Genomic DNA, 17,601 nt, shown 5'->3' on the forward strand with positions numbered 1-17,601 from the left:
TTGTTACATCCAATTACGATTGCTTTTTATAACCGTATTATTTATATAATTCAGTAAGTGGTTGACAGCGTCTTTTTTAAAATACCTCAACCCATTACTGCCAGAGGCTGTATGAAACTTAACATGCATTTCTTCACGCCTTCTTATAAAAATACTGTCCCATTTTTCAACTGCTTGCGCTTTAAATACAGGACTTATAGAAAAACTCTTGAATAACCAGCCTTTTTTAAATCCTATAAAACCTTTATCTGTTACTATACCACTATTGCTACCATACATATAGCTCCAAAACACAATCACTACCGCTGGTATAAGCATAGGTACCACCCAGTTATAATCTCCAAAATATGCTAGCGGAACCAACGTAGGAATCAAAGTAGCAAGCATGATATAACTCGCTAATCTCATATATGAAAAACCATTACAGGGAATATCAATAGTAGCATCAACAACGCTATCCTTAAAAGCCGTTTCTTGTAGTATTTTAATGTGCTCTTTTTTACAGGCAGGAATACTTACTTTAGACGCCTTATTAGCATCTGACTGAGCTTGATAAATATAGGCTGTAGAATAGCCTAACCACTGTCTTAAAGGGTTTGTTCTAAATTCAAGAGATTGAATTTTCTCAATAGGAACACGGATTTCTTGACGCTTGATTAATCCCATAGAAAGTTCAAGATGACTTTGATAAACTACAGCCTTAAAACCATAGTAATTACTAAAAACAGTTATTAAGCTTACCACTATGGAGAATACCAAGAATATCAATAAAAAACTAAATAGCATACCCAAACTAGCAAAACTCATTAGATTTTCCCATTCCCAACCATCTAAATAATCTCCGAAAAACTGCTTAATTACGTCCTGAAATTTAAAATAACTTCCTACTACAAGACCTATTGCCACGCCACCACTGCGCAAGTGGTTTTGGGTCATACCTACTTTGAAAAGATCTAAGAAACTTAATTTTAGCAAGGTAGATGAAACCTCGTTGGAAGTAGGATTTACTGTTTTCTTTTCTGGTTCTGTAACTTCAGTTTTCTCCTGCTCTTCCCTTTGGTTACTTATGTCGAGTAGAGCTTGTTTAAGAGAAAGCGCTGCCGACTCGTCCAGTGCTTTAATCTCCAGTTCTTTCTCCTTGGAACCAGCTGTTTCTATTTGTACACTGTATACCTTAAGTATACGTTGTAGCAAATTTTGCTCTAGATTTACAGATTGAATACGTTCTAGCGGAACCGCTTTTTTTTCCTTAAATAACCATCCTTTATTCAGTATAAATTCATCTTGTTCAATGTGAAATTTGAAAAACAAGTATTGAATTACTGGTCCTATTAAGCTGGTAGCCGCAACAAAAAGTACTAATCCTGTAAAAGCAAGCCCTTCAAGAAATCCTCGCATCCCAAAAGCTGCAAAAACGAAAAAGAATATAAAACCCCTTAAGCTCTTAAAGGCATACAGAGCAATAACTTTTTTGCTTTGTCGCTGTGGAGTTGATAAATCAAACATGTGTGCTCGTTTTTCCTGCTACAAATGATTTTAAATTTTGAGCATCTTTAGGATCGAGACCGCTTATGGATAAATCACTAGAAGAACCTCCAGCGGTATAAATCTCTAGCTCACAAAGATTAAAGAGTCTGTCTATAGGTCCATGATTGATTTCAGTATGTTGAATGCGATTGAAGGGTACTGTGATTTGATGGTGAAAGATCCATCCTTTGCGATACGTTATATCGTGTTCTCTTAAAGTATAACCTCGAACAAAATATTCCTTATAATTCACAAATAATGAAAACAAAAGTATAAAAGCCCATAGACCCAATCCACTCCAGCCCAACCAAGGAAACTCTGAAAAATTATAAAACAAAAAGCCTACCGCTATAGCAAGTGGTATCATGTATAAGGTGTTGGCTATGAGTTTTTTATTTAAAAAACGCTTAGGATGTTTCTCAAATGAAAAGCTTTCAATGTCCGGTAGTGAATGGGTAAGAATTTGCTCGTTTGTCATTATCAACTATTAGACTCATAAAGTTAATAGCTGTTACGCTTTCGCGAAAGCGTAATAAAGAAAATATTAAAAATACTAATTAACAATCGCTCAAACTCACATTAACTGCAAGTCCGCCTTCACTAGTTTCTTTGTATTTGGAATTCATATCTTGAGCCGTTTGCCACATGGTATTAATAACCTTATCCAAAGGTACTTTGGCATGCGAGGCGTCGGCGTCGAGAGCTAGTTCACAAGCATTTATAGCCTTAATTGCTCCCATAGCGTTGCGCTCTATACAAGGTACTTGAACCAATCCTGCAATAGGATCACAGGTAAGTCCTAGGTGGTGTTCCATCGCAATTTCCGCAGCCATAAGAACTTGGTCTGGTTTGCCGCCCATAAGTTCTGTTAATCCAGCAGCTGCCATTGCGCTACTTACACCAATTTCTGCCTGGCAACCACCCATTGCAGCACTTATGGTCGCTCCTTTTTTAAATAAAGCTCCTACCTCACCAGCTACCAGTAAAAACTTCTTGATGTCCTCAAAGTTTGCGTCGTGGTTTTCAATTACCATATAATACATGATTACAGATGGAATAACACCAGCACTACCGTTAGTAGGAGCTGTTACCACACGGCCCAAGGATGCATTTACTTCATTAACCGCAAGCGCAAAACAGGATACCCATTTTAAAATTTCTCTAAACTTCACTTCGGTATCACGTATGGCTTCAATCCACTCTTCTTTATTAGAATAGGGTTTACCCTTTTGAAGCTTTAGGTGGTTGTCATAAGCGCGACGTCTTACGTTTAATCCACCTGGTAAAGTTCCCTCGGTATGGCAACCTGTATACATACTATCGAGCATGACGTCCCAAACAGCTTTGAACTCTTTATTGATTTCTTCATCACTGCGCATGTATCGTTCGTTTTCTAGAACGACTTCGCTTATTGCCATGCCGTCTCGATGGCAATAGTTTAATAATTCTGTTGCTGTTTGTACCGGTCTAGGAAAACAACTGAAGGTCACTTTTTTCTTTTGCGCTCGCTTGCGTTCTTTTTGAACTACAAATCCGCCTCCTATACTATAAAAATGCTCTGTTCTAGATTTACCGTCTTTGTAAAAGGCTTTAAATCTTAATCCATTAGGATGATAAGGTAAAAATTTACGGTGGAAGGTTATGGCATCAACTGGATCAAACTCAAATTGAATACCGTCATTTAATTTGATACATTTTTCACTACTTAAAGCTGCTACATCGTGCGGAATTTGAGCAATATCACAAGTCACAGGATCTTTATCCATCAATCCCATCATCACTGCAATGTCGGTGGCATGACCGCGACCGGTCAAGGATAAGCTACCATAAAGATCCACTTGAATGCGTTGTACTTGCTTTAATTTATTCACTTTACGTAATTTCTCAAGAAACCTATTGGCTGCACGCCATGGTCCTAAAGTATGTGAACTAGAAGGTCCTACTCCTATTTTAAGCATGTCAAAAACGCTGATTGCTTCCATGTTATTTCTTTTTCTTTCGAAATTCAAATATACTTTTATCCTTTGTCATAGCCGAAAAATTGTAGCATTATCCAACCCTAGTTTTAGTAATTGTAATAGTGGTTTAAAAGTGTTATTCGGTATATGGGCAAATGTTCACAAGTAGAACTCTTGTATACAGATATGTAATTGTTCACTGTCAGCTTTTCTGTAATTATGACATCCTGTCACTGGCATTTGCTTGGCACAAACATTGACTTATGCAGAGTGTAAAAATTTGAATAAAACTTAAAATTGATATAATGAGTAAAATAATAGGAATCGATTTAGGTACTACAAACAGCTGTGTTTCGGTAATGGAAGGAAGCGAGCCTACTGTAATACCTAATGCAGAAGGAAAACGCACAACACCATCTGTAATTGCGTTTGTAGAAGGTGGTGAAATTAAAGTGGGTGATCCTGCAAAAAGACAAGCAGTAACTAACCCAGAAAAAACCATCTACTCTATCAAAAGATTCATGGGTAACAAATACTCTGAATCTCAAAGAGAAGCTGATCGCGTACCTTACAACGTGGTAAAAGGTGACAACGACACACCACGTGTTGATATAGATGGAAGATTGTACACTCCACAAGAATTGAGTGCTATGATCCTACAGAAAATGAAAAAAACAGCCGAAGATTACTTAGGTACTGAAGTAACAGGAGCTGTAATTACTGTACCAGCTTATTTTAACGACTCACAACGTCAGGCGACTAAGGAAGCTGGTGAAATCGCAGGTCTTAAAGTAGAGCGTATTATCAACGAGCCTACTGCTGCTGCACTTGCATACGGTCTAGATAAAAAAGATACAGATCAAAAAATCGTTGTATTTGACTTTGGTGGTGGTACTCACGATGTTTCTATTCTTGAATTAGGAGATGGCGTGTTTGAAGTATTATCGACTGATGGTGATACACACCTAGGTGGTGATGATGTAGATGAAGCAATCATCAACTGGCTAGCTGATGAATTCCAAGCAGCTGAGCAAATGGACTTACGTAAAGATCCAATGGCGTTACAACGTCTTAAAGAGGCTGCAGAAAAAGCTAAAATTGAACTTTCATCAAGTGCTCAAACTGAAATTAACTTACCTTATGTAACTGCTACCGCTAGCGGTCCTAAACACTTGGTAAAAACGCTTACAAGATCAAAATTTGAGCAATTAATTGATGATTTAGTAAAGCGTACTATTGAACCATGTAAAACTGCTCTTAAAGCAGCAGATCTTTCTACTGGTGATATTGATGAAATCATTCTTGTAGGTGGATCTACTCGTATCCCAGCAGTACAAGAAGCAGTTGAAAAATTCTTCGATAAAAAGCCTTCTAAAGGTGTAAACCCTGATGAAGTTGTAGCAATTGGTGCTGCTATTCAAGGTGGTGTACTTACAGGTGATGTTAAGGATGTATTACTTCTAGATGTAACTCCTCTTTCTCTAGGTATTGAAACTATGGGTGGCGTTATGACTAAACTTATCGATGCTAATACAACTATTCCTACTAAAAAGTCACAAGTATTCTCTACGGCAGCTGATAACCAGCCTAGTGTAGAAATTCACGTACTTCAAGGTGAGCGTTCTATGGCTACGGATAACAAGACCATTGGTCGTTTTCACTTAGATGGTATTCCACCAGCACGTCGTGGTACACCGCAAATTGAAGTGACTTTTGATATTGATGCCAACGGTATTATTAAAGTAAGCGCCGAGGATAAAGCTACTGGTAAGAAACAAGACATTCGTATCGAAGCGTCATCGGGTCTTACTGAAGAGGAAATCCAAAAAATGAAGCAAGAAGCTGAAGCTAATGCTGAAGCTGATAAGCAAGCTAAAGAAAAAGCCGATAAATTAAATCAAGCAGACCAGTTGATTTTCCAAACTGAAAAGCAATTAGAAGAATTTGGTGATAAACTAGGTGATGATAAGAAAAAGCCAATTGAAGAAGCTCTTGAAGAGTTGAAGAAAGCTTATGAAACTAAGGATATCGCACAAATTGATCCTGCTCTTGAGAAAATGAATACTGTATGGACTGCAGCTAGTGAAGAAATGTATAAAGCTCAAGCCGAGGCTCAAGGTGGTCAACCTGGTCCTGATGCTGGTGCTCAACAACAAGCTGGTGACGATACAAGTGATGTAGAAGATGTTGACTTTGAAGAAGTAAAGTAAACTCATAAATAAATCACGAGTTTGGTTGTAGTTTCTTTATTTGAACTACGATATAATACAAGAAAGGCCTTGATTAAGTTCAAGGCCTTTTTTTATTACTTCTGAATTATAAAACACACTTAAAATTACTACTTACTGGTAGGATTTAACAAATCGCTAATATGTCAAAACACGAAATATATCTACCTTATGAATTATGTTAAAATCAGCTTTTCACAGGTTTTTACTTTTTGGTTTATTGGTATTTTCTATCCTAGGAAACAGTCAGGAAAAAGAAGCTGATCCAACTCGTGATTTTCCTAAATTATCCGATACCATATCTGAAGCAGGCACCTACCAATCAAATCCTATTGGAGCGTATAACGAGGCTTTTTACATTGTTAATAGACTAAATGAAAACATTGGGTTACCACCTAATCATTTAAACTTTCAAACACCACAGGCAACGCTTGAACAATTTATCTCTAGCTGTAGAAACAACAACTTTGAAGAAGCCGGCTATGCCCTTAACTTAAATCTTTTTCCCAAGGAAGTAACTAAAAAAGAGGCGGCAATTCTCGCAGAAAAATTTTATTTCGTACTTAATCAACGAGTCAAAATTGATTGGAACAACATATCAGATAGACCCGATGGACAAATTGATATAACTACTTCAACAAACGGAGCTATTGCTGGAAACCCTAGACGAAGTGTGGTTTTTGGAGAAGTAGATTTAAACAACCGCGATGTAGTCCTGCGCTTACAACGTGTTAAATTAGACGATTATGGTGCTTTTTGGATGATAGCATCCAATACGGTAGAAAATATTGAACCCTTGTATGAGGAGTATGGTCCTAGAAAACTTGATCGTATCATGCCTCAATGGGCCAGAGTTTCATTTCTAGGTTTTCCTGTTTGGAAATTTGTAGCGACCATTCTCCTTTTCTTTATGGCATATGCTGTAGGAAGAGTTTTTAGTTATGTAACAAGAAGGTTGTTACTTAAGTCAGACAGAGCTTGGTTAAGAACAACAGCTAATAAGTTGGCCAAACCAGCAGGAATAGCCCTAAGCATGCTATTCTTTTATATCATACTTAATAAACTCATTTCATTTTCTGGGCCCTATTCTAGTACTATTTATGCAATCCTTTTGGTCTTGGTAATTGCTTCCATTGCCTGGTTGCTCATGAGTTTTATTAATGCTGTAATGACCTACATTGCCGAACATAAAATAGGCGATTCATCTATAGAGGAAAACACACAAGCTCGTATGATGATGACTTACATTTCGGTAGCGCGACGATTATTGACCATCATTATCATCTTTGTAGCTATTTCGGTGGTATTATCACAGTTTAGATCTTTAGAAAAATTAGGTATTTCCTTACTGGCGTCTGCTGGTTTGATTACCATAATATTAGGTGTAGCAGCACAAAACACCTTAGGAAATATCATAGCAGGAATACAAATAGCACTTACAAGACCGTGCAAAATTGGTGACACTTTGTATATAGGTGACGAATGGTGTTATGTAGAGGACATACGCTTTACCTACATGGTTACACGTACCTGGGACAGTCGTAGGCTTATTATTCCTCTTAAAGATATTATCTCAAAACCATTCCAAAATTGGTCCATGACCAATGCTCACCGTTTACAGCCCATTGTTGTTTATGCCGATTATAATACCGACGTACAGCTAGTACGTGAAAAGTTCTCTGAATTATTAAAACAAGAAGAAGAGTATGATGAAGAACATCCACCTGTTGTTCAAGTTACCGAAGTAACTGAAAAAGCAATAGCCATAAGAGCGCTTTGCAGTGCTCAGGATGCTAATTCGGCATGGGAATTACACTGTAAGTTAAGGGAAGAACTAGTGAAATTTATAGCTCAATTAAACGATGGGAAACACTTGTCCAAAGAGCGCATCTTGATTCAAAAGGAACCTACCTAATGGAAATACTGCAAGTGAAATTAGGTCATTATCCCTAATAAAGGTAATTTAAGTAGCGATGGAATTATCACCACAATACCACGCTGAACAACTTCTTGTAATAACTTAATAACAAATCGTAAATCAAGGTAGATACCTTCTTATCTTTATCCTTTATGAGTAGAAAGAATATTGAACACCGCATTTTACACGAGGACAACCATTTAATTGCGGTCAACAAAGAATCTGGTGAACTAGTTCAAGGTGATAAAACCGGTGATCCTATTCTACCCGATGCTATTAAAAAATATATAGCTCACAAATACGATAAACCAGGTGCTGTTTATTTGGGTGTGACACACAGGCTAGATCGACCTACTAGCGGTGTTGTAGTTTTTGCACGTACTTCAAAAGCGTTACCGCGCATGAACAAATTATTTGCCGATCATAAAACTGAAAAAATCTATTGGGCACTTGTAGAAGGAACGCCAAAATCTAAAGAAGAACGGCTCGTTCATTACCTAGTGCGCAATACCAAACAAAATAAAAGTTATGCTCACGATCATGAAGTGCCGGATTCAAAAAAGGCAGTACTCACCTATAAAATCATTAAACAGTTAGAACGTTATACACTGTTAGAAATAACGCTAGAAACTGGTAGGCATCACCAGATAAGATGTCAATTAAGCAAAATAGGTCACGTTATAAAAGGTGATCTTAAATACGGTGCACGCAGGTCTAATAAGGATGGCAGTATACACTTGCATGCCAGACAACTGTCGTTTATTCATCCTGTTAAGAAAGAACCGGTTACAATCGTGGCACCAGTACCCGATCATGATAATTTGTGGCTTGCTGCAAGTAAATAATTACCTATGAATGTATCCCACACACACCATTTACAACAGCAGTTTTTTAAAACTGGAGCTACTAAAGAGTTAAATTATAGAACCCAAAGTTTACAGCGATTAAAAAAAACGTTAGAGACTAGAGAACAAGACGTGTACAACGCACTTAAAAAAGATTTGGGTAAAAGCGAGTTTGAAGCTTATGTTACTGAGTATAATGTTGTCATGGCAGAATTGCGCAAGTTTCTTTACAAACTTAAACGCTGGACAAAACCGAAAAAAGTACGTGCGGCCTTACTTAATTTTCCATCCCAGGCTAGACAATATCCCGAACCTTATGGAAACGTTCTCGTTATATCACCATGGAATTATCCCTTTCAACTAGCGCTAGCACCAGTAATAGGAGCTGTAGGAGCTGGTAATACTGTGGTTTTAAAACCTAGTGAATTTGCACCACACACCTCTCAATTACTCGAGGAAATTATTGCTACAAGCTTTTCTCCTGAACATGTAACTGTGTGTAAAGGTGATGCCGCAGTTGCCAAAGAGCTTACAAGCCTTAAATGGGATTACATTTTTTTTACGGGTAGTCCACAAGTAGGAAAACTTATCTACCAGGCAGCCGCACAGCATCTTACTCCTGTAACACTAGAATTAGGCGGTAAAAACCCTTGTGTCGTTCACCAAAGTGCTGCGATAAAAACGGCCGCAAAACGAATTGTATGGGCCAAATTTCTAAATGCTGGTCAAACTTGTATTGCACCTGATTACATACTGGTTCATGAAAGTGTAAAACAGGAATTGGTAAAACAATTGCAAATAAGCATAGCACAGTTTTATGGAGAACAACCGCAATCTAGTCATGATTATGGCCGTATTAATCGCAAGGACCACTTAGAAAAATTACTTTCTTACCTAGATGGTGAACAACTTATTACCGGTGGTGATTACAACCTAGAGCAGTTGTACCTAGCTCCTACTCTACTTGACGAGCCTGGTGAGGAAAGCGCTGTCATGCAACAGGAAATTTTTGGTCCCATACTACCCGTCATTAGTTATCAGGAACAAGACGATATTGAAAAGTGGATTCACAGATATGAAAAACCCTTGAGTGGTTACGTTTTTGCTACTCAAAAATCGTTTATTAATTGGTTTACAAAACGTTATAGTTATGGTGGTGGCGTGATTAATGATTGTATAGTTCATTTTGTGAACGATAGATTGCCTTTTGGTGGTGTGGGCAACAGCGGTATAGGAGCCTATCACGGCAAGCACAGTTTTGACTGTTTCAGTCATTATAAAAGTGTGGTACACAGAAAAAACTGGCTGGATATTACTTTAAAATATCCACCTTATGCTGGTAAATTAAAAGCAACAAAATCCTTTTTAAAGCGTTTTTAACAACGATATAGGTACAACCTTAAAACTGTCACAATGTGGTGGTAATGTTTTGTTAGTACGCTTTCGCGAAAGCGTAATGATCAACTACCTTTAAAACAAAAATAGCTATGATAAAGGAAGGAACCAAAGTAAAATGGGAATGGGGAAATGGTACTGCAACTGGTACTGTACAGTCCACGTTTACTAAAAAAGTGACACGTACCATAGACGGCAATGAGGTAACTAGAGAAGGTGAAGAAGGAAATAAAGCCTTGTATATCGAACAAGAAGACGGTAGCAACGTTCTAAAATTAGAGAGCGAAGTAAACCGAGCAGATTAATTTTTTACGTATATTTAACTATACATTTTTTACACACTACTACCCTATATGATGAATTGGATGGAACTAGGAACTGCTACTGTAGCCATTGTACTGGCTGCCGTTTTTATACTTGCCGCTGTGATTGCCTATCGCAGCTGGGTAGAGTTATGCAGTCCTAAGGATAGAATGGGTATTAAAATTGATCGCAATGGAAGACATCGCTATCAACCTGTACCACAACCCGATGTAGAACAAGTTAGACTGTGGACGCAATTGTTTATCGCGGTACTTACAGCAATAATTACCCTATCTAGCTTGCACTATTTATTTTTAAGGGATTAATATGGCCGATTTTATTAAAATTTATGAGGATAACCCTAATCCTAGAGAAATTAAACGCGTTGCCGATGCCATGCGCAATGGTGCGCTTGTAATTTATCCTACTGATACGGTTTATGGTCTGGGATGTGATATTACCAATAAAAACGCCCTAGAAAAAGTGGCTCGTATTAAGGGTGTAAAATTAGAAAAAGCCAACTTCTCATTTATTTGTGAGGACTTAAGTAATTTAAGCGATTACGTAAGTCAAATAGATAGCGGTACTTTTAAATTACTTAAAAGAAATTTACCAGGACCGTATACTTTTATTTTGCCGGGCAATAATAACTTACCTACTGTTTTTAAGAAAAAGAAAACTGTAGGTATACGTGTACCTGATCATCCTATAGCGATTGCCCTGGTGCGTGAGCTAGGTCGTCCTATAATTTCTACTTCTATAAAGGACGATGATGAGGTAATTGAATATACTACAGATCCCAGCCTGATCTGGGAGAAATGGGACCATCTTGTTGATATAGTCATTGATGGCGGTTATGGTGGTAATATAGGATCTACTATAATTGACCTTACTGATGATGAACCGGTATTGGTGCGTGAAGGAAAAGGCAGTGTAGAGCTTTAAGCCCATGAGTGTCCTACTCGCCTTAAGTACCCAGTAAGGATACCTTGCATTTATTGTAAAAATTGCATCACATTAGGAATTTTGTCCAAATGAATGCGAGATACGTGTGTATATATCAAGGTCGTTTTAATATCGTTGTGACCTAGTAATTCTTGAATCACTCTTATATTCACACCAGCCTCCATAAGATGAGTGGCATAGGAATGTCGCAAGGTGTGTAAAGTAACCTTTTTATTTATTCCTGATTTCTCTAGAGCTTTAGCCAGTACGGCTCTTAGACTAGATGCACTATAGCGACTGTGATTATAACCTTCTATCAAGTACTCTTTGGGCTTGTATAATTTGTAGTATTCTCTCAACCTTTCTTTCAGATCCTTGGGTAAAGGCAAGTACCTATCCTTGCGACCTTTACTGGCCACAATTTTGACCTGATCACGCTGCCCATCTATGTGGCTTATTTTAAGGTTAATGAGCTCGCCACTACGCAATCCTCATGCGTATATCACGAGTATTGCTGTGTGGTGTTTTTTATTGGTAATTGAATTTAAAATTAAGTTGATCTCGTGTGCGCTTAGGACATCGGGTAATACTTTTTGAGATTTACGAGGTGTTACGGTGGTTAATTCGATGGACCTGTTGTGCATGGTGTTTAAGTATAATCTTATAGCGCTAGCAAGTTGTTTTTGGGTAGAATAGGCCAGGTTTTCTTTAAGAACTTTTTGAGTAAAAGTTTTTCTTATTACACTAGAATCAGCTTGATGAATGGGTATAGTTTCACCTAAAAATTGTTGAAAGGAATTGAGTAAGCCTAGATATGTTTTGGCGGTGTTTGGACTGTATCGTTTTATAGCTAGGAATTGTTTAAAGTCATCAAACATGTTTATATACCATTTATACAGCACTATAATAAAAATGCAATAAACCTATTTATATACTCACATTTTGGGTGGTATAGTGCTAATTTTTGGTATATTGCTTATATAAACTAGTTGTAAACAATTAAAAACCAACCGATATGAAAAACATTTTAACAATATTACTCATTTGCTTTTCTGCATTTGTTTATGGTAAAACGATAAAAGTAAACGTAAAAATTCATAATCAAACTTCTGACACTTTAACCGTATATATTGAGTCTAGCGAAAATATTGGAAGTACAAATATTGAAAGTAAATTTTCTAAATTATTAAATCCTGGCGAATCTTATCAGGAAGAAGTTAAAACAGAAAAATATTCAATGATTAGTGGATATTCAATACTTAAAAATGGAGGAAGAACTGCTACTAAATATAAACTAGTGTCCAAAAAAAGAGATTCATTCTCTTTTAATATTGTAATAGAAGATGGAGAAAAAAAGACTTTAACCGATTTAACTAATGCTCAAAAGATTTTAGAATATGACCCTGAAAAATTTCTGGATTCAGACAAATCACCTAAACCTTTAACAAGTTTGTTTAGTAATTACTTAGGTGGTTTGGTTGCTTACACAGGTTCTGGCGATAGCTTAAAAATAGTCACATCAATTACACCAAATGATTTGGGTACTATGATGAAAGCCTCATCAGCAGCTTCAGTTGGAACAGGTCAAAATTCTAAAGAAATTAATTTTGTTAATCAAAATGTTCAAAATATCAATGGCAATATTCCTTTAGCTACACAATTAGGAGTTATATGGAACAATTCGTCTCTTTATAATGTAAAAATAGAATATAAAAATATAGGTGTAATTGATTGGAAAGCAGAAACAGAAAACTATAACTTGTCAAAAGCGTTTTTCGAACTAGACAAATACATTCTATATAATATTGGTTTTCAAAGATTGAAAAATCCTAATTTAAAATTAAAACAAATAAATCAAGCTTATGTATTTGATGGTATTTTCATAGAAGTAAAACAAGGTTCAGAAATATCAGCAAGTAACAGTATAGATATTTCTACATTCTTTACGAATTCAGGAAATTTCAAAATATCTAAGAACTCACTTGATAAAAAGGTTTATGGAAGTAGCTACTTGGGCTACTGGTTCAATGACTTGGCTCAAGACTTAACAGGTTCACTTGATTACGCTCTCGCGGTTTATTACTCTGTAACTAATGATGCATCAACATTTAAAAATGAAAATGAAATAATTAATGAATTTAAAAAATTAAGGGAAGAGAATCCGAGTTTACCAAATTTAAATACTAAAAATGAAATTCTTAATTATTATAAAAATCAAGTTAAAAGATATAAAGAACTAAATCCTAATAGCTCTAACGACAAAAATTTGTCTAGAGTTAATATTACAAACTCTGACTTATTGAATAACTTATCAAGTGAAGAGTTAAGAAACAGATTTTTAAATCTCATTAAGGCTGAAAATACAAATGTTAACGAGTTAGATTTAGATGCAATTAAGATTGTTTTGAAAAGTAAAGAATTAGAGAAAATGAATCAATAACTGTTTACAACAATGGCTATAAGTAATTGCTTGTTCTTACCTACTTCTGAAAATCCTTGCGGATTTTCAGTTTGGTCTGTACTTGCAAAATTAAGTGCCAAACCACGCAACTACTCATAGCCGAGAACGTTGCTGGACGATACCTACGGTCGTTCAGGCCATTTTGCTAGCGCTCAATTCTCTCCTGAACTTACCGTCCAGCAACACGCACAGCATACGCTGTAATTTGCTTTTATCTAACTATATTTATAACCTAATTAACTAAACACTAACCAGCGTTACTGGTACCGTCCACAACTTCGGTTATAGCAAATTAACGCTAATGGCTACCGTACACTCTAGAATGCTGCGCATTCTGCGTGAACTCGCCATAACCTGTGCGTGTTACCTGCAAGCTGAAAAAACTATGGGATTTTTTAAAGAGAAAAAAAAGAAAAAAAGGAACCAGTTAATTTGGAGGAAAAATCAGAAATAAAAGTAATAGAAAGACCTAGAATATGTTGTATTGACACAGATAAAGAAGTAATATCTAAACTTGAAGATAAAGGTTATAACTTATCAACAGGTTCTTTAGGGTCAAAAATAAAAGTTCCTAATAGTACTAGAAGAGAAAATCATCAATTACTACCTAACCACGATTTCCCTTTAAATTTACACGAGCTTGATATATTTATAATTGATTTAGACAACTTCGAAACTATAGATTATTATCAGGAAGACCATATTAGAGAAATGCATACTGGAAAAAGCTCTTACTGTTTGTTAAGTAGCTTTCCCGAAACATTATTTGACCCACGACCAATTGCAGCTTCTTTTTTAAGAAATGAACTTTACAAAATAACCAACAGGGAATATTTAGTAATTGCTTTTTCATCATCTAATTATGATGTTGAATATGAGCCTATTAAGGTAACAGAAGGAAACGCAAGAAGACAAAACATTGAAAAGCACAATATTTATTCTTTTTGGGAATATATCCCATACAGAGAAGTAAAATATGGAAAGGAAATAAGTATTTGTAAATCTATTGACGATTTGCAACGTTTGCTTGAGAAGTATAAGGCAAACTCATTCTATAATCAAACATTTGAACACCCAACAAGATGGAATGGTTGTAAAAATGAAAAATATGAAAATTACTTTCCTTTAGTCACAAACATTAATGGAGATATTGTTTCGTACGTAGAAGTCAATGAATTTAATAATCTTATCATCTTACCTCAAATAGAGGATAAAGCAAATTTTTTGTCAGAGTTTCTTTCTAGAATTGCACCATCAATTTACCCAGAATTATTCCCATTTTCGACGACTTTTGATTGGAAAAAACAAGAAGAATATTGGTTGCCAAATTTCTCACAACTTTTAGACAATAAAAAAACAATAGAAAAAGAATATCAAGATCAATTAGATAAAAACGAATCGGAAATAGTAGCTAACAATAAAAAGTTCTCATTTCTTCACGAATTGGTTACAGAAACTGGCGACGAATTAGTAAAGGCTGTTATCAAATTTTTGAATTGGTTAGAATTTAAAAATGTTACAGATTTTGATTCTGCTAATGGTTCGTCAACAATATTAGAAGAAGATATTCAAGTTGATATACCTGAAGGCTTGCTAATAATTGAATGCAAAGGAATTGGAGGCACATCAACAGATGCGGATTGTAATCAAATTTCTAAAATAAAACATCGACGTTGTAAACAAAGAAATGCGTTTGATGTTTTTGCACTTTATCTAGTTAATCATCAACGATACCAACCGCCTTTAAAGAGACAAAACCCACCTTTTACTGAACATCAAATTCAAGATGCGATTAACGATGAAAGAGGATTACTAACAACTTGGCAACTGTTTCAACTTTATCAACTAGTTCAAAGCGAAATTATTTCAAAAGAAGAAGCCAGAAAAGCTTTCATAAACTATGGGCTTGTAGAATTCATACCTGAAAATTTAGAATTTATTGATGAACCTAAAGAACTGTTTGAGACTGGAAAAATATGTATTGCAAATATTAAAGATTGTCTTCTCGAAATTGATGAAGAAATAATCGTTGAGAAAAAAGGGAAGTATTCTAAAACCAAAATCCTCGATATACAATTAGAAGGAAAGTCTGTTAAAAGTGTCAAAGAAGGTGAAATTGGATTAAAATTAAGTAATTCGATTAAGAAGAAATCAAAACTTTGGAAAAAAGCCAGCAGGTAACAATGTGTATAAGTAATAGCGGTTTAAGAGATAAAACAAATGTATAAATATAAAACAAAAAACAGTGCAAAGCCGAAAGGCTTGTGAGTACAAATCCGCTACTACTCATACACTAGACCGTTAGCTGTAATTTGAAAAACCGAAATGGGAGTTTATAAAGTCAAAGGAAAATACCTGATTTTTAAAGGAGAATATTCATCTGAAAAAAAATTCAGAGAAGAACTATCCAAAGATATTTTATCAAAATTTGGAAAACCAAATTACGATTCAGAAAAAATTACTGAAATACTTAGCTATTGCTTAGATTACTTTATCAAAAACTTTCAAGACATATGCTTAAATGAAAAATCCGTTCGGTTTTATCAACAAATATTTAGATTTCACGAGCAAGCTACGGAACTAGTATATAAATTCTCAGACGAAAGCTCTTCTAGTGATATTGATTTCAAGTACATAGCCCTTTATAGAAGGATTCTAAAATTTATTCTTGAAATGGGATGTGAAGTTCCTATGCACAATAATGAAAAAATGGATAGTGCGTTTAAGAAACGATTTGAAGACAAACTAAATGACCTTTTATATTTAGGAGAAATGATTATGACTTGCGTTAGCTTCTACTCAGAGCAAACTATGATAGAAGATGTAGCTGACATAAGTTTTGATGAAGACAACCTATTTGTATTTAGTAGAAGACATCATTATAACTTCATTTTTGAACATATGTCAAAAGAACTTGGCGGTCAATTATCAAAAGCTGTTGTTGATGATACTGATTTAGCTGGTTTAAATGATTTAAAAAAAGCATTAAACGATTGTTTCAATATAAAGTATGAAAATGTTGGACATATTATAGCATCAATCCACGAAATGAATAAATCTAAAGGTGGAGATGTAGTTGGTGTAAGTTGGGAATCACTTCCAATCAACTTAACTCAATTTTACGGTGTAGACAAAGATGTTTCAGAACAATTTTTCAGAGGTTTAACATTAGACAGAAATAATAAAATGCCCTTATTGGATTTAGCTTGTAAACCATATAAGTTAAACCGCTATATTTACAAACCTATTATAATATGGAACATAGATGGAAATGATTACGCTTTATTCGGCAAAAATGCTTGGGCAGAAACATTTATTCAATTTTCATCCAATGCAATTCCTTGGGGAAAAGCACCTGAAATTTGGTTAAAAAATAAATGTTTTAGGAAATATGTCCATAGAAAAGAAGATGACCACGATAAATGGTTAGATGATGCTGTCGAAAAAAAATTATCAGATAAAAATATTTACTTTGATAGAAATGTAAAGGTTATTAATCACAATTCAGGAAACACAAGTATTGATGTACAAGGTTTAGGAGAAATTGATTTTATTATTGCTTCAAAAGCAACTAAAAAATTATATATAGCAGATTGCAAACATTTACTTGGAAGATATGATATCCCAAATCAAAGAAACGATTATAATGCTTTCACAAGTGGAAAAAAACCGTATAATAAAACTTTAGAAAGTAAAATTAAATGGTTTAAAGATAATATATCCTTAGTAAATCAACATCTTCAAAAGAAATACAAAAATCCTGAAATTGATATATCAGAATATGCAGTTGTAGGTATTTTTATTATAAATACACCTACATTTTATATGTATAATTCAGTTTATAGAATATATGATATTAATCAAATTGAAAATGTCATTTTAGGAAAACATACTGACCCTACATTTACAGTTGTAATAGATGAGGACGAGCATACCAAATTTTTGAATATTGAATATCCTTATTTTAAGAAACCTAAATATATAAAGTTTGACCCTTTTAAAGAAGAAGAATAAAAACTAC

The 17,601-nt window shown here is 35.1% G+C and carries 15 protein-coding genes; 10 read left to right on the top strand and 5 right to left on the bottom strand.

The features are described from left to right. Nucleotides 1-3 precede the first annotated feature (3 nt). From BST93_RS09930 to BST93_RS09940, 3 genes are all read right to left on the bottom strand, one after another. The gene (locus tag BST93_RS09930; RefSeq protein ID WP_105019050.1) at nucleotides 4-1,506 is read right to left on the bottom strand and encodes a PH domain-containing protein; all 1,503 of its coding nucleotides are present in this window, start codon (nucleotides 1,504-1,506) and stop codon (nucleotides 4-6) included. Next, complete coding sequence (locus tag BST93_RS09935; RefSeq protein ID WP_042280254.1) at nucleotides 1,499-2,005, bottom strand: PH domain-containing protein; 507 nt, start codon at nucleotides 2,003-2,005, stop codon at nucleotides 1,499-1,501. Before BST93_RS09935 ends, BST93_RS09930 begins: the two co-directional genes overlap by 8 nt. A gap of 79 nt (nucleotides 2,006-2,084) precedes the next feature. Then, nucleotides 2,085-3,509 carry an L-serine ammonia-lyase gene (locus tag BST93_RS09940; RefSeq protein ID WP_105019051.1) on the bottom strand — a complete coding sequence of 475 codons (1,425 nt, stop codon included), beginning with the start codon at nucleotides 3,507-3,509 and terminating at the stop codon, nucleotides 2,085-2,087. Between the two features lie 281 nt (nucleotides 3,510-3,790). Here BST93_RS09940 and dnaK point away from each other — a divergent pair, with 281 nt between their 5' ends. The 7 genes from dnaK to BST93_RS09975 all read left to right on the top strand — a co-directional run bounded on the left by dnaK (nucleotide 3,791) and on the right by BST93_RS09975 (nucleotide 11,119). After that, nucleotides 3,791-5,695: a molecular chaperone DnaK gene (gene dnaK / locus BST93_RS09945; protein ID WP_105019052.1), complete on the top strand. Its 1,905-nt coding sequence runs from the start codon at nucleotides 3,791-3,793 to the stop codon at nucleotides 5,693-5,695. Nucleotides 5,696-5,891: 196 nt separating this feature from the next. Further along, nucleotides 5,892-7,628, top strand: coding sequence for a mechanosensitive ion channel family protein (locus BST93_RS09950; RefSeq protein ID WP_105019053.1), 1,737 nt, complete (start codon nucleotides 5,892-5,894; stop codon nucleotides 7,626-7,628). A 155-nt stretch (nucleotides 7,629-7,783) separates the two neighbouring features. Further along, a complete protein-coding gene (locus BST93_RS09955; RefSeq protein WP_105019054.1) occupies nucleotides 7,784-8,476 on the top strand; it encodes an RluA family pseudouridine synthase in 693 nt (230 codons plus the stop codon). Between the two features lie 6 nt (nucleotides 8,477-8,482). Beyond that, on the top strand, nucleotides 8,483-9,856 hold the full coding sequence (locus BST93_RS09960; RefSeq protein WP_105019055.1) for an aldehyde dehydrogenase: 1,374 nt from the start codon (nucleotides 8,483-8,485) through the stop codon (nucleotides 9,854-9,856). A 107-nt stretch (nucleotides 9,857-9,963) separates the two neighbouring features. Then, nucleotides 9,964-10,176, top strand: coding sequence for a hypervirulence associated TUDOR domain-containing protein (locus BST93_RS09965; RefSeq protein ID WP_042280261.1), 213 nt, complete (start codon nucleotides 9,964-9,966; stop codon nucleotides 10,174-10,176). Nucleotides 10,177-10,224: 48 nt separating this feature from the next. Then, on the top strand, nucleotides 10,225-10,500 hold the full coding sequence (locus BST93_RS09970) for a hypothetical protein (RefSeq protein WP_146105011.1): 276 nt from the start codon (nucleotides 10,225-10,227) through the stop codon (nucleotides 10,498-10,500). A 1-nt stretch (nucleotide 10,501) separates the two neighbouring features. Continuing rightward, nucleotides 10,502-11,119: an L-threonylcarbamoyladenylate synthase gene (locus BST93_RS09975; RefSeq protein ID WP_105019056.1), complete on the top strand. Its 618-nt coding sequence runs from the start codon at nucleotides 10,502-10,504 to the stop codon at nucleotides 11,117-11,119. 50 nt (nucleotides 11,120-11,169) lie between these two features. On the opposite strand, the gene BST93_RS14530 is transcribed toward BST93_RS09975, so the two are convergent. Both BST93_RS14530 and BST93_RS14535 read right to left on the bottom strand, forming a co-directional pair. Next, a complete protein-coding gene (locus tag BST93_RS14530; protein ID WP_308736871.1) occupies nucleotides 11,170-11,607 on the bottom strand; it encodes a tyrosine-type recombinase/integrase in 438 nt (145 codons plus the stop codon). A gap of 3 nt (nucleotides 11,608-11,610) precedes the next feature. Next, complete coding sequence (locus BST93_RS14535; RefSeq protein WP_258150520.1) at nucleotides 11,611-11,997, bottom strand: phage integrase N-terminal SAM-like domain-containing protein; 387 nt, start codon at nucleotides 11,995-11,997, stop codon at nucleotides 11,611-11,613. 137 nt (nucleotides 11,998-12,134) lie between these two features. Between BST93_RS14535 and BST93_RS09985 the strand changes: the two genes are divergently transcribed. From BST93_RS09985 to BST93_RS09995, 3 genes are all read left to right on the top strand, one after another. Further along, on the top strand, nucleotides 12,135-13,559 hold the full coding sequence (locus BST93_RS09985) for a hypothetical protein (protein ID WP_105019057.1): 1,425 nt from the start codon (nucleotides 12,135-12,137) through the stop codon (nucleotides 13,557-13,559). A gap of 453 nt (nucleotides 13,560-14,012) precedes the next feature. Next, a complete protein-coding gene (locus BST93_RS09990; protein ID WP_105019058.1) occupies nucleotides 14,013-15,761 on the top strand; it encodes a hypothetical protein in 1,749 nt (582 codons plus the stop codon). A gap of 144 nt (nucleotides 15,762-15,905) precedes the next feature. Then, a complete protein-coding gene (locus BST93_RS09995; protein ID WP_105019059.1) occupies nucleotides 15,906-17,594 on the top strand; it encodes a hypothetical protein in 1,689 nt (562 codons plus the stop codon). Nucleotides 17,595-17,601 lie beyond the last annotated feature (7 nt).

Source organism: Nonlabens tegetincola (assembly GCF_002954355.1).
GTDB classification, from domain to species: domain Bacteria; phylum Bacteroidota; class Bacteroidia; order Flavobacteriales; family Flavobacteriaceae; genus Nonlabens; species Nonlabens tegetincola.

Excerpts from the sequence above, each read along its gene's own strand:
- BST93_RS09965 (WP_042280261.1), top strand. The coding sequence starts at position 9,964 with ATGATAAAGGAAGGAACCAAAGTAAAATGGGAATGGGGAAATGGTACT.
- dnaK (WP_105019052.1), top strand. The coding sequence starts at position 3,791 with ATGAGTAAAATAATAGGAATCGATTTAGGTACTACAAACAGCTGTGTT.
- BST93_RS09960 (WP_105019055.1), top strand. The coding sequence starts at position 8,483 with ATGAATGTATCCCACACACACCATTTACAACAGCAGTTTTTTAAAACT.
- BST93_RS09995 (WP_105019059.1), top strand. The coding sequence starts at position 15,906 with ATGGGAGTTTATAAAGTCAAAGGAAAATACCTGATTTTTAAAGGAGAA.
- BST93_RS09955 (WP_105019054.1), top strand. The coding sequence starts at position 7,784 with ATGAGTAGAAAGAATATTGAACACCGCATTTTACACGAGGACAACCAT.
- BST93_RS09975 (WP_105019056.1), top strand. The coding sequence starts at position 10,502 with ATGGCCGATTTTATTAAAATTTATGAGGATAACCCTAATCCTAGAGAA.
- BST93_RS09935 (WP_042280254.1), bottom strand. The coding sequence starts at position 2,005 with ATGACAAACGAGCAAATTCTTACCCATTCACTACCGGACATTGAAAGC.
- BST93_RS14535 (WP_258150520.1), bottom strand. The coding sequence starts at position 11,997 with ATGTTTGATGACTTTAAACAATTCCTAGCTATAAAACGATACAGTCCA.
- BST93_RS09970 (WP_146105011.1), top strand. The coding sequence starts at position 10,225 with ATGATGAATTGGATGGAACTAGGAACTGCTACTGTAGCCATTGTACTG.
- BST93_RS09950 (WP_105019053.1), top strand. The coding sequence starts at position 5,892 with ATGTTAAAATCAGCTTTTCACAGGTTTTTACTTTTTGGTTTATTGGTA.
- BST93_RS09940 (WP_105019051.1), bottom strand. The coding sequence starts at position 3,509 with ATGGAAGCAATCAGCGTTTTTGACATGCTTAAAATAGGAGTAGGACCT.
- BST93_RS09985 (WP_105019057.1), top strand. The coding sequence starts at position 12,135 with ATGAAAAACATTTTAACAATATTACTCATTTGCTTTTCTGCATTTGTT.
- BST93_RS09930 (WP_105019050.1), bottom strand. The coding sequence starts at position 1,506 with ATGTTTGATTTATCAACTCCACAGCGACAAAGCAAAAAAGTTATTGCT.